General features: G+C 38.2%; 12 protein-coding genes. 3 read left to right on the top strand and 9 right to left on the bottom strand.

Going from position 1 to position 13232, the window contains the following annotated elements; all coding sequences use genetic code 11:
• Positions 1-55: 55 nt before the first annotated feature.
• From KZZ04_RS04325 to KZZ04_RS04315, 3 genes are all read right to left on the bottom strand, one after another.
• Positions 56-1444, bottom strand: a complete 1389-nt coding sequence (locus KZZ04_RS04325) for a M28 family peptidase (RefSeq protein ID WP_219421946.1) — start codon at positions 1442-1444, stop codon at positions 56-58.
• A gap of 111 nt (positions 1445-1555) precedes the next feature.
• Positions 1556-1957: a hypothetical protein gene (locus KZZ04_RS04320; protein ID WP_058405523.1), complete on the bottom strand. Its 402-nt coding sequence runs from the start codon at positions 1955-1957 to the stop codon at positions 1556-1558.
• A gap of 14 nt (positions 1958-1971) precedes the next feature.
• The gene (locus tag KZZ04_RS04315; RefSeq protein ID WP_058405522.1) at positions 1972-2385 is read right to left on the bottom strand and encodes a hypothetical protein; all 414 of its coding nucleotides are present in this window, start codon (positions 2383-2385) and stop codon (positions 1972-1974) included.
• Between the two features lie 292 nt (positions 2386-2677).
• Between KZZ04_RS04315 and KZZ04_RS04310 the strand changes: the two genes are divergently transcribed.
• Positions 2678-3481, top strand: a complete 804-nt coding sequence (locus KZZ04_RS04310) for a hypothetical protein (protein WP_058405521.1) — start codon at positions 2678-2680, stop codon at positions 3479-3481.
• On the opposite strand, the gene KZZ04_RS04305 is transcribed toward KZZ04_RS04310, so the two are convergent.
• Positions 3482-3886 carry a GFA family protein gene (locus KZZ04_RS04305; RefSeq protein ID WP_219421945.1) on the bottom strand — a complete coding sequence of 135 codons (405 nt, stop codon included), beginning with the start codon at positions 3884-3886 and terminating at the stop codon, positions 3482-3484.
• Between the two features lie 286 nt (positions 3887-4172).
• On the opposite strand from KZZ04_RS04305, the gene KZZ04_RS04300 reads away from it, so the two are divergent.
• Positions 4173-5006, top strand: coding sequence for a hypothetical protein (locus tag KZZ04_RS04300; RefSeq protein ID WP_058405519.1), 834 nt, complete (start codon positions 4173-4175; stop codon positions 5004-5006).
• A 114-nt stretch (positions 5007-5120) separates the two neighbouring features.
• Positions 5121-6968 carry an ABC transporter ATP-binding protein gene (locus KZZ04_RS04295; RefSeq protein WP_219421944.1) on the top strand — a complete coding sequence of 616 codons (1848 nt, stop codon included), beginning with the start codon at positions 5121-5123 and terminating at the stop codon, positions 6966-6968.
• A 55-nt stretch (positions 6969-7023) separates the two neighbouring features.
• Here KZZ04_RS04295 and KZZ04_RS04290 read toward each other — a convergent pair whose 3' ends face one another.
• The 5 genes from KZZ04_RS04290 to KZZ04_RS04270 all read right to left on the bottom strand — a co-directional run bounded on the left by KZZ04_RS04290 (position 7024) and on the right by KZZ04_RS04270 (position 13231).
• Positions 7024-7443, bottom strand: a complete 420-nt coding sequence (locus KZZ04_RS04290; RefSeq protein WP_058405517.1) for an MAPEG family protein — start codon at positions 7441-7443, stop codon at positions 7024-7026.
• Positions 7444-7602: 159 nt separating this feature from the next.
• Positions 7603-8712: an endonuclease/exonuclease/phosphatase family protein gene (locus KZZ04_RS04285; RefSeq protein WP_235591506.1), complete on the bottom strand. Its 1110-nt coding sequence runs from the start codon at positions 8710-8712 to the stop codon at positions 7603-7605.
• A 231-nt stretch (positions 8713-8943) separates the two neighbouring features.
• Entirely contained in the window at positions 8944-9867 is a 924-nt protein-coding gene (locus tag KZZ04_RS04280) for a spore coat protein U domain-containing protein (RefSeq protein ID WP_058405516.1), read from the bottom strand.
• The gene (locus KZZ04_RS04275) at positions 9864-12758 is read right to left on the bottom strand and encodes a FimD/PapC C-terminal domain-containing protein (RefSeq protein ID WP_219421943.1); all 2895 of its coding nucleotides are present in this window, start codon (positions 12756-12758) and stop codon (positions 9864-9866) included. The genes KZZ04_RS04280 and KZZ04_RS04275 overlap by 4 nt, the downstream gene beginning before the upstream one ends.
• A complete protein-coding gene (locus KZZ04_RS04270) occupies positions 12707-13231 on the bottom strand; it encodes a hypothetical protein (RefSeq protein WP_219421942.1) in 525 nt (174 codons plus the stop codon). The genes KZZ04_RS04275 and KZZ04_RS04270 overlap by 52 nt, the downstream gene beginning before the upstream one ends.
• Position 13232: the final 1 nt, after the last annotated feature.

Here is a 13232-nt window from a genome sequence, read left to right as displayed (position 1 = left end):
AAAACAGGCTGCTTGCACTTTAAAAACTCTGACTGCTTTGTTTTTATACAAATTGCTATTTTATATTATGGTCAAACGAACCAACATCACCTGGAAATACGACTGGCGACTCAAAACCATCATGACTTACTGATGATACGCCAAAGTAGTAATTATCTATTACAACGTTTTCAAGTGTGAAATCAGAAACATTACCCACGTATTTACTAAACTGCCATTGCGGTTCGCTTGTGTAACGCCAGTATATTTTGTAACCGGCAACGGTATCATCATTACTTTTTCGCCACGAAAAGGAAGTACTGGCCTTAACCGCGCCTGTAATTTTAACGTCTTTTGGAGGGGATGGAGCCCATGCCATAGATGCCATAGTCACTGCGTTAAGTGATGTTAATTTTGCTGCATAATCAAAATCAACACCGTCAATTGTATCTCCGTATGTAATGCCATTTTCTGTGCGTAAGTCTTGGTGTTGGCGATCATAATGCTCATTGGTTTCCATTATACGCACCGCTGCAAACCCGGCATCATTAAATGGTCTATGGTGTCCGCCTCGTGCAAACCTGTCTAATCTGTAAACAAGCATTGTGTCTAGGTTGGGTATATATCTATCTGCAACGGTATCAATATAACGCGCTAGATTTCTACTCGCAGAATCAACCTCACCACCTGTAAACCGGCGAGTACGAGCTTGCGCTTTTGTTTCAACAACACGTGTACCTTCTGAAAAAATACGTGCAGTCGTATTATCGGTCACACCGTTTATGCCCGTAATATTGCCTATCATGTCATTATTTAAAACACCATGTACTTGCCAGTTATTCTTTTGAGCGTACGCTGTTAAAATTTTACCACCAAATAACCCCTGCTCTTCTCCCGATAACGCGGCGTAAACTACAGAGCCATTAAATTTATATTTACTCAATACCCGAGCTGCTTCAATAACTCCAGCGACCCCAGATGCATTATCATTTGCACCCGGTGAGTCACTAGTAAAGTCCATGACATCGCTGACACGTGAATCTATATCACCCGACATCATCACCATACGATTTGGCTCAGTGCTTCCTCGTTGAATAGCAACAATATTGACTACCTCAACTGGGTTAGGGATACGTTTTTCACCAGATATAGTGTCCGATACCTCAATAATTTCTAGGCAACCACCACATTGCGCTGATATTTTTTCAAACTCGGCTTTAATCCAACGTCTTGCGGCGCCAATACCTCGCGTGTCAGATTTAGTTTCTGAAAGTGTATGACGTGTACCAAAGTCCACCAGCGTTTGAATATCACTACCAATTCGCTCAGCTGATACGTTTGCAGCAATATCATGTGATTTCTGTTGGTCTTTGTATTGCACCTCAGCCGCACTAGCTCCGCTCGATACTGAGCAAGCAAGCGCAAGCGCGCTTACCTTTAATAATTTTATTGATGGTTTAAGCATATATGTCGCTCCTTATTGTTATTGGTTCACAATTACCTATGTATTTGTATATCGCAATTGATTTGAGGTAAATACGAAAATAAGTACGCTAAAGCGCAGTAAAGAAGGGTTCTAATTCGAGTTCAATATAAAAATAGTTGCCATGATTATAAAGTAAGGGATCAAACCAAATATCCACAGCTTTAGCCCTAAGGTATAATGTTTAATAACTTTTTTGTTCACCCTTTTGCGAACTCTGACTTTATAATCAGAGGCGTTACCAATTACTAAATTCATCCCCCCTATAATAAGCGCTAAATAAAGTGCACTAGATACTATTAAATTATGTCTTAATGAATCTGTCAGTATTTTTGCATAGTCAAAACAAAAAATAAGAGCAAATATCCCTATATAAACAGATAAGACCATACCGATGAGTACACTCGCTTTGTAACCCGTATGCGTGTTTTTTGGATCCACTTTTTTCAGCCACTGAGCACACACAAAATGTACAGCGCAAATAAACGATCTCATCTTCTATCCTTGAATTAATGAGTAAGTTGGATATTGTTATAACTTATAAAACGGTCATGCAAACCCACACTTAATAATACCGAAGCTGAAAACACAAACAAAATTACAAAAACAACACAGGCCAGCCCTACGCTATTTTGTGAGCTAGTAATAAAAAATTTTATACATAAAGCCAAACCAACACTAAATATTGCAAATTTGTTGAAAACAAAGTAGCTAGGTATCTCAAATGCCCATAATGACGTTTCATTTATAAATTGTTTGTAACCATAAAATACAAAGGCAATAGCACCAACTAAAGCCACTGTCAAAGTAATGAGCGTGACCTCTAAAGCCATATTTTTGTGAATAAGCAAATAACCAAGTCGAGTTGAATAAATAAAAATAGCGAGCCAAACTACCAATACAGGGCCTAAAATTAATCCCATTTTTCTTTCCTTGAATGTATTAAATGATTTAATTTAAACCAAAATACTACACGGTTAAGCAAATCAATAAACTTAAAACCGAATAACTTAAGTAAACTTTTTATTTTCGTGCCAAACTAATAAACGAAGACTCTGGATAATAAATCAATTTCGAGCAACTATTGCCTGTAAGTTCGCCTTGTTTTTATTAAAGGTCCTAGGCTTGGAAAGTTTAATTATCATCATGATTTGATAAGTTAGTAAATCACTTAATCAGAATTCCAATTTAGTCATCATTTAAAATAGTAAAAGTATGCGCCAGTTAAAAAATGAAACGCTAAAATGTAACCTTGTGCAGTTTAAGCAAACGGCGCTAGGTCCTATCTATGTTTATGAAAACTCGCAATACCGTTGGTTAACACTTGATGAAAAACGTGAGCAAGATGCTGTTATTCAGGGTGTAATGAGCCAAAGTAGTCCAGAGCGCGTCTTAGTACCTGTTAATCAAAGCATGCTACTTTTTTTATTAAAGTCAGTAACCAATCTCAAAATGCTAAATTTAGGACTGGGAACGGCGGGAGTAGAGCGCGCTATATACTACTTGCTTAATAAAAAACAACTTATAAAAAATCTACATACTTTTAATACCATTGAAATTAACCCTGATGTGGTTGAAATTGCACATACACATTTTAAATTGCCAAAAACACACTCTGTATTTATACAATCAGCTGAGCAATTTATTCAGCAATGTGAAATTAAATACGATGTGATCACCATCGACATATTCAGTGGAGAGCATCACCAGCCCTTTTTAAATAATGCTCTTTTTTGGCAAAATATGACGCACTGTTGTCATTCAAATAGCCAAATAACACTCAACATAAACCCTAAAACAGCTCAAGAGTTACACCTGTTACTGGCCATGTTAAGAAAGTACTTTAAAGCAATCGCGCTTGTTGAATTTAATGAGTATAAAAATATAGTTATTGTTTTAAGCCCCAGTTCGTTAAAACACATTAGCGTTGATGAAATTCAAAATTCTGCAGTTTTTGAGCACCTTGCACCCAATTTATATAAAGATATTAACCATATTTATCACATTGAATCGCAGTAATTAGCGACCTGGCTCATGCTTTACATAGCAAGGCAAACTGGTTTCTAACTGCTCCCAATTCGCTTTTGAAGTAACAAAATTATGAGATAACGGTTTTTCTGTAATATCTGTATCCAGTAAACCTAACCGAATACGAATACGGCTAATATCACTGCTGTTTGCGCTATAAATAGGCGAACCGCAGCAGGTGCAAAAATACCGTGTTCTACCAGGTTTAAACGAATAACCACTTAATGAGTCTTGCCCTTGAGTAATTAAAAACTCATCTGCATTTACAAAACCATTTGTAGCAAATGCCGTCCCGCTGTTTTTTCTACACAAAGAGCAGTGGCAGTGAATAATACTGGTAATATTACCTGTAATTTTTACGTTTACTTTTCCACACAAACAAGCGCCTGAATACATAATATTTCCTTATTAATTTCTTAAAAATAAATACATACGCATGTTAACTATAAAGTTATTTAATATGAATAAGTTTCAGTAATTTACTGCGAACACGTCAAATCTTATATTATTTTTACCTATATTTAATCCTGTCAAATTATTTTGATTTACAATTAGGTTATTATTGGTTATAAAGTAAATGCAATTTGGTAATAGCAAATTAAAACCACCCAACTAAATCTTATTACCAATATAAATTTACTTCTGTTTATGCTGTCAATACCAATTACATAAAGAGCAAACAATGCGCTATAAAAACGGTCTTCTACTAATGGGGTTAACCTCGTTAGTGGCATGTAGTCAAAATCACCAACACTCTTCCACGTCTCAATGGTTGTTGATCGATAATTTTGAAACGCAAACGTTAACATGGCAAAAAGCTGATACAGACAATCAAACCAATCCATACGTACCCTACCCACAAGTGACAAAAATATCGCAAGAGGCTGAATCCTCAAATCATTATTTGTTAAAAAAACCAGCCGCCGAAGGTATTTTTGGCAACCGAAAAGCACTCAGCTTTACCAAACTGCCAAAAGTAGTAGAAGTTGGTGAAACTTACACGTTTTTTACACGTATAAATGTAGAAACATTTCCTAATAACCATGCTTTTGGATTAAGTAATCTGCAACCAAATGAAATAAAAAAGCAGGGTTACAACGCGTTTGAACCCACGTTGCGTGTAACAGATAAAGCCGAGTCGAATGGGTTTAAAAACAACGGTACGTTAATGGTTAAAACAGACAATGGCTACAGCAATATACAAAACTACAAAGCCGCTCAATCAGCACAGCCACTCAATACAAATCAATGGTACAGCATTTGGTATGTGGTTAATAACGCGCCTACAAAAATGCAAGGCCAACAATATAATGTGTATGTTCAAGGTGGGGAGTTTACAACTCAAACACTGGTATATAAAAATGCAAAATTTAGAATGAAACGCGAACAACCACTTATTTACTTTTTAGCAAACGCAAACACCGGACCGGCTAAAAAGCCCTATGGCAACGGTGGGTTAAAATACGACGACTTATATATGAGCCGAGGCATAAACCTTTCGAACCCTGTTAGGTAAAATAGCCTACCTAAGTAATGATTAACCTGAGTTCAGGTTAGTGAACACAAAACTGCATTTAAAAATACTTAAATGGTATGATACCCCATATTATTTGCTATTTAAGTTTTTAAAATGTATCGATTATTTGAAAGAATGACCAACGCATTTCCTGAGGAAAAACCCACTCAGCCGCCTTCTACTTTATTTGCGTTTTGCCGCCATTACACCAAGGGCATGGAACTCTCACTAGTACTTATGTCGATAAGTGCGGCGCTCTTGGCTATTTTAGAAGTTTCGTTATTTAGTTATATGGGCCAATTAGTAGATTGGCTAAGTACGCATACACCTCAAACCCTGTTTGTAGAACAAAAGTCTGAACTTATCAAAATGGCTATTATGCTGTTAGTCGTTTTGCCCATAGTGGTTTTTTTTCATGCAGCCATCTTGCATCAGGCCTTACTGGGCAATTACCCTATGTCAATTCGTTGGTCGGCGCATCGATATTTACTTCGCCAAAGTGTGAGTTTTTACCAAAATGAATTTGCTGGACGAATAGCCACCAAAGTCATGCAAACGTCTTTAGCGGTTCGCGAAGCAGTAATGAAGTTGCTTGATGTACTTATGTACATAGTGGTTTACTTTGGCGCAATGGTGTTTTTAGTGGCTGAAGCTGACTGGCGCTTAATGATCCCATTGCTTGTATGGCTTGCGTTGTATGCTTCAATACAGGTTTACTTTGTTCCTAAACTTAAAAAAATAGCCAGTTCACAAGCCGACGCCCGCTCAGAAATGACGGGCCGTATTGTTGATAGCTATACAAACATTTCAACTATTAAACTTTTTTCGTACACCCAGCGGGAAGAGCAATATGCTAAACAAAGCATGGATGTATTTTTACAACCTGTGTACAAACAAATGCGTTTAGTAACCAGCCTTAACTTTGCAATTAATACGCTAAACTACTTATTGGTGTTTAGTGTTGCCGCATTATCACTTTATTTATGGTCATTAAGTGCAATTAGCACTGGCGCCATAGCTGTTGCAGTGAGTTTATCGCTTAGATTAAATGGCATGGCGCAATGGATCATGTGGGAAATAAGTAGCCTATTTGAAAACATTGGCACCGCCACCGATGGTATGAAAACGCTTTCAAACCCAATAAAAGTAGACGATAAACCTAATGCAAACACCCTTGAAGTAACACAAGGAAGCATTGAGTTTCAAAATATCCACTTTAATTATGGCAAAGCCGCTAACGAAACCCACCGCGGACCGGTAATGAACGGGTTAAATCTCAACATAAAACCAGGTGAAAAAATAGGGTTAGTTGGACGTTCTGGCGCGGGTAAATCAACGCTTGTTAATCTACTACTTCGCTTTTACGATACCGACTCTGGATGCATAAAAATTGATGGGAAAAATATTACTGACGTAAGTCAAGAAAGCCTTCGTCGTTACATTGCTATGGTAACTCAAGACACCTCACTACTTCACCGCTCAGTAAAAGACAATATTTTATATGGCCGCCCCGATGCCACCGAAGCCGAAATGTTAAACGCAGCAAAGCAAGCTAAAGCCCTAGAGTTTATTAATGACTTAGAAGATTCAAAAGGCAACAAAGGGTTTAATGCACAAGTAGGAGAACGTGGTGTCACGCTATCGGGCGGTCAACGCCAACGTATTGCCATTGCACGTGTGTTACTTAAAAATGCCCCTATTCTTATTTTAGACGAAGCAACCAGTGCACTTGACTCAGAAGTTGAAGCGGCTATTCAAGCAAGTCTGGATGATTTAATGACAGGCAAAACGGTAATTGCTATTGCGCACAGGCTGTCTACCATTGCTCAAATGGATAGACTCATCGTGTTGGATAATGGTGGCGTAGTTGAGCAAGGCTCGCACGATGAACTGATTGCTCAAGGTGGAATATATGCAGGCCTTTGGGCACATCAAACCGGCGGGTTTATTGGGGTGGAGTAGCTGTAAATATAACACGACGTTATAGCACTTTAGCTATAACGTCGTGGTTTACTTATTAAGCAATTAACCGTAAACCTATTAATACCAACATGACAATGTTGGCAATAAAACTGATTAAAAAGAAATAAGTACGTGGGCTTGGATTTTTCTCTGTTGCTATAACGTAATAAAGCACCATATGAACTATACGAGCAACAACATACACCCATACACACAGTGCAAAAGCAGCACTTTGGTAGTTAATTACAAATGCAAATAACACCGTACCAATAAACAAAGCGCTGTTTTCTAATGTATTTTGAAAGGTACGATGCGCTCTAAATATAAAGCTACCGTGCGATAAATCGTCACTAATTTTACCCGGCACTGCACCGGGTTCTTTAGCTTTACTAAATGTTGCTACCCCCCACTGCACCACCAGCATAATTAAGTAAAAATAAAACCCTAAATAAGCAGATAAAGAAACTTCCGTCATTGTTAAATCCTTTATTATTAAAACTAAGTAATTAAAGCTGCAATACTTTTTGCAAAATGAATACCAAATATAAATTCAATTTATTCAGCACCTTGTAATAAATTAAAAATCACTTTTGTAATAAATACATATTATTATGTGCCTTTTTACAACGGTTTTTTAAGTTCTGAGGCTTAAAGTAATACACACAACACCATGATCGGTCGTTAAGTCATCTCGCTCGTATTCTGGGTTAATTAAATGCCTGTCGTAGGTAGTATGGTCGCTGACCTCAAAAAAACTATCGTCGTAACTTGAATCAAACTCACAAGACAGCAAAATATAATCGAGCACTGAGCTGCTTGTACCAAAGTAATGCGTTGGCTTACGCGTTAAAGGCGCTTGTTTGGCAATATTATTATCACTATTGGTATTAGTATTGATATTAGTATTGGCTAGTTCAGCATCATCTATCGAAATAGCTAATTTTTCAAATAACGCCCACGAGTCATACAAACAATATTTAGCAAGGTAGGCTTTGGCATCCAGTGCGGGCGCAAACCTGAGTGTATTTGTCAGTAAATGGCTAAGCACACCATCGGTTAGGTCGTTGTTAAAATCCCCCATTAATACCATAGGGTATTGAGTTGCTTCTCGTCGGGTGATCATTTGTATCATAAGTAAAGTCGCTTCGCTGCCGCGCTGTATAGTAGAGCCCCAGCCACCTGCTACATTCGCTTTTAATATTTCGATTATGTTTTGCTCGGGCGTAAGTGCTTTAGTGTGCTCATCAGTCTCAATCATGCCTCGCTTAGATTTAAAGTGCACAACATAACAATCAGTGTTCCCTAAATGCGGTAAAGTAATTGTGGCTCTTAGTACCTTTCGGCTAAATAAAAATGCTTCTGTTAAACCAAGTGAGCATGCAAGTTCTTTATCATGCTCTACAGCTATAACATCAACAATCGGGTATTTAGAGGCGATGCCGACGACTGGGTGCTTAAAAATAAAATCATCTATAACATGGGGTTTATCAACTACAGCAAAGTGCTCGTAACCTTGGTTTAGCATTAATTCTTTAAGCGACTCAATGCTAAATATTTCCTGAAAACCAATTACATCGGGCTGCTGCTCCTTTATGTATTCAGTTATCCATCGTTGTTTTCTTACCCATTGCTCAGCGGTGTATATGCGTTCAAATTCATAATAGGCGTTAGGTGGCTCAAGGTAGTTAAATAAATTAAAGGTTGTTATTTTTACTTCTTGATTATTAATTGAATATTCCTTCAAATTATCAGTCGTCTATATATTTTCCGTTATAATTGTCGCACTGCCTGTATTTTTATTACTAGTAACTCAGAGCAATCAATTTATATCTTTGTAAGGGCAGCGGAGTAAGATTATTTGTCAGTAGATAATAAAAAAGATCGCAACTCAATACAAACCTAGCGAAATTTTTATTTATAAATGGTTTGCGTATTCATTGCAATCAGTTAGTAATTTATACCTGCTATCCTTTTATCAAAACTCTACAATAACTCTCACGCGATCAGCATATAAACCAGGTGATGGGAACCTATCTTCTACCAATGTTTCAACTAAAAATTGATAAGCTTGGTTATTGCCAATGCCTACCCCTGCTACACTGGCGCCTACATCAGGACCAATAGCAGTATTACCATCGGTCGCAGAGATTTTATAAGCAATGCTTTCACCGCCAAATACCATATTACGGTTGCCATTAGTAAAGTTATCACCACCGTCAACAAAGTACTGATAACTTAATTGTTTTGTACAGTTGACATCAAAAGGCAAAATAGCACTATGTAAATCACCTAAATAAGATACGGTGCCTAATGAAACATCCGATGTTTGTACGCTACAACTAGCAGTAACATCGAGTTGAACATTAACAACTACACTAGCAGACCCTTCATCTCTTCCAAGACATATACCCGATAAACCAATTCCAGAGCAATAATCCCACTGCCAAAATATTGTAATTGAATCGCTATACGACCCAACACCGACATTCGAAGTCCCTGTTGATAAATAGATTGGAATCGTACCATCGTCTCCAAACAAACCAAGCAAGTCTAATAAGTTAAACGAACCAAAGCTAACGGTTTCGTTCAGGGTAAATGGATCTGTTCGCTCTGCTGCTGTATAGAGGGTGTAAGGGATCGCATCGCCATTAGTTGCAGTTAGTTGGAAATCAGCAGCAACTAATGTGGCATCAATTTCACTAAAGTCTAATAGGTTAACAAAACCCGAACAAGCAAAGTCAGAACTAAATGATGTTTCAACTACCCCAGTCGATATTGAGTTTGAATTAAAGGTACCCAAGTTTTGGTTGCTATTTCCCCCAACAACGCAATCCGCTAATGCCGTTTCACAGGTCATGACCATTATAGCGCCACAGCAAAGTTTAGATATGGTATTCATACTGATTCTCCTCGGGTCGAAATACGTACTAATCTATTCGATTTATTTGTTACATCTAAGCTTTGTTGCTTAAGTTGCTTATTGACCTGACAAATAACTGTTACCTTATTGCGATGATGTTCACACTCTTGATATGCCATTGATATGGTTTGTTTGCTTATTGATTGAACATTTTGCAGATTAGGCATCACCGTCGTTGGCTTTTGAGCTAGATATGATGAGGTAAAATGTTTTTTAACAATTAAACCAGCACAAATATTTGATGTTCCATCACCTTGTGTTGTCAACGACGGTTTAGCATTATTTGAAAAGTGCTCGTCAAAATTAATGTCGTCTAAATAAAAGTCATCTTTGTGCTGCTTATTTTTTAGCTCTGTAGAGTTATTAAAATCATTACTACCTTGTAAAGGTGTAATTGATTTTTTAACTGATAATGTGTCCTTCAAAGGCGTATCTTTTAAAGGCAAGTCATCAGTATATTCCTCTGTTTCTAACTCTACAGGCTCAGCCACACTGCGCTTAGTTTCAGTTTTTGGTGCTTTACGTGCTTCTTTGTCCCCAATAGCTTCAGACTGCTGCACAGCTGTTGGTAATAAGCTTTCTTTGCACTGCAGCGGCCCAATAATCGCTTTTTGATGATTGACTTGGTCATAACTAAAGGACACAGTACATTGCTTGTTGCTCCACGTTAATACCATTTGGTTTGTGTCTTGTAGCGCTTGTGGATAAATTTCTCCATTGTGCGATACGGTATGCGATTGCTCCGCATTTATTACTGCATTCGCTCCTGCAGGGATTGGTTGACCTCGACTATCCTTTACAATCACAGTCGCCATAAATGTCTTTTTCTCACATTTGACTGGCCCAATAACGGGAATATCGGTACTTTGTTTGTAATAACTAAACTCTGCTGAACATTCTTGGCCCGCCCAGTTAACTGTTACTATATTTTGTGCTAATAATCCACTGAGGGTAAGTTCTCCATTAAGCCCGACCACAAAGGGAGCAGCTTGATCATTAATAATCGCTAAACTGCCAGCAGGGATTGGTAACTCGTTAGCATCAATAAGTAGTACTATGGCGTCCGATGCTTCAGCTGAGCAAGTGAGAGGGCCAATAACTGGCACGTCTTCACTCTCCTTAATATAAGGGAACTCTAAAACACACTGTTTATCATCCCACGTAAGTATTAATGTATTGTTGTCTTGGAGCTTTTCTAAATACAGCTCGCCGTCCCATCCTACGAAGTTATCGCCCTGCTCTTCATTTAAGCTAGCAGTTGCGCCAACCGGGATCGGTCGACCGCTCTCATCGTTGAGGATAATAATAGCTGCTTTAGTTTGATAAAGCTGAAAATCTATGTCAATACCATGATTTTCAGCTGCCAGAATTTGTACTCTATCGTTAACTACATTGGTATCTATTGGTAAAGTTTTAGTGCTGATACTGACATTGACTGGGTTATATGATGCAAGCCCTGTCACAAGCAAAACCCCTTCTTCATCAGACTTTCCTACTACCTGATTCTCTACCAGTACCGGTACATCTTTAATTCCACCAGTTGAAACAACAGCAAAAGTATCAGCAACACGATTCCCCATTAATAAGCGGTTTTTAGAGAGCACCAATGAACCAGACAACTGCCCCCAATAACCACTTGATCCTCCACGGTTGTAATAGCCTGAACTCAGCTCTACTTTATCGGTACGCCAACTGCCATTTGCAGATAGATCACTTGAACCAATAACATTACTCACAGCACCTTTAAAACCACGATTCCCAACACGTGACATTGAAGCTGAAGCCACGGTTCGGTTTTTAGTCCGTCTATTTTGTACGTGATTGATACTGGCTCTTAAACGTTGGCCAAAAGGAATGGATAGGTTTAAACCTACACTGAGATCTTTTGTATTAAGGTCCAAATTAACATTGGCCGACAGAGATGATTCTCCTATTGACTGGTTGTAAAAACCTGACAGTAGTTGTCGGTTTTCATTATCAAACTTTTCAATATCAAAATAACCAATCCCCAACGATACTCCATTAGCGAATGAATATGCCGTATTGACTTGCGCTTCTCGCTTGATTGGTGAGATAGCTTGGCTGGTACCAATATCGCTATAACCTGCTTGCTGCTGCTTTACTTTAGCCGAAAGCCCCCAGTTATCTGCCTGAAAGCGATATCCTGCAGAGCCTAACCAACCGCTATTGTCCTTACCTTTACCATGGGCTAGAGCAAATGAAAATACCCCTGCATTACCATAAGTGAAGTCAGTGCCTATACCTAAGTTATAAACATATTTATTAAGTTCAGTATGACTGAAAATGGTAATATTGTTTGTTAAGCCATAGCGAATATCAGCTATACCTGTAAGATTTGTATCGTAATCAAACGACTTTATACCGAAGTTCTTTCTCAGCATACCTAAGTTTAAATCGTAATCGTAAATCCCTTTTTTCAATAGTTCAGGGGCAACGTAAAATTGCAGGTCGCGAGTTACTGCTTGGCCATTGATGTCGGTGGTAACAATACTTGCACTAGCAAAGCCATTTACCCTAGGCTCGCTGTCGAGAATGAAGTTCCCAGGATCTACATTACCGCTAAACATTTTGTAGTTATTGACGAAAACTTCAACATCAGAGGGTAATACGGCACTGCCAACAAACTCAGGGTATGGGTAACTAACAAATTGTGGATTTAGCTCAAACCGGCGAGATAACTTTAATCCCCCCATTCGAACCTGTCTGGCCAAAGGGCTACCGCTCGTAAGAAGGTCTCCGACTCGCCAAAAACGCATTTTTTCTTCGTCATTATATTGCCAAAAACTATCGTAACGGGTCATCCCCTCTGAAACAGAGGTGTTACTAGAACTATTCCACTCTTTACGCAAATTTGCCGTAGTTTCGAAAATACCCAATTCAGAAAATGCTCGCCATTGCTGAAAATATCAGTGGTCGCAGAACCTGATTCATAGTTTCGATAATATATATCGTAATTTAATAATGCTCCGCGAGATTTAGTGATCGCAAGCGTGTTTTTTCTTTTGCTTGTGATAACTTGATCTGGAAACAAATCTGCGTCAGCCGTGAGGTATAATCGTTGTTTTTCATAACTGTATTTACAGCTTATAGATTGTAAACCACAATAATCGACTTTACCCTTCAATTCACTCGCATAATCAGCAAGCAGTGAATCCCCAAGTACATCATCAGTACTCCAAAAATGATTATTTTTGTTTTCAAACTGTACTAACTCACTCACTGGTTTACCATTTAGATACACGTCTAAAAATAGCGTTTCAGCAGATGAGGTTGAGGAGTAGAAAGCGCCGACACCAAGCATTAATTTTACTAATATATACATG

The sequence above is a fragment of the Pseudoalteromonas sp. CR1 genome (assembly GCF_019392235.1).
Taxonomy (GTDB): Bacteria; Pseudomonadota; Gammaproteobacteria; order Enterobacterales; family Alteromonadaceae; genus Pseudoalteromonas.
The sequence above is the reverse complement of the archived record's forward strand: the minus strand, read 5'-3'. Positions and strand labels throughout refer to the sequence as shown.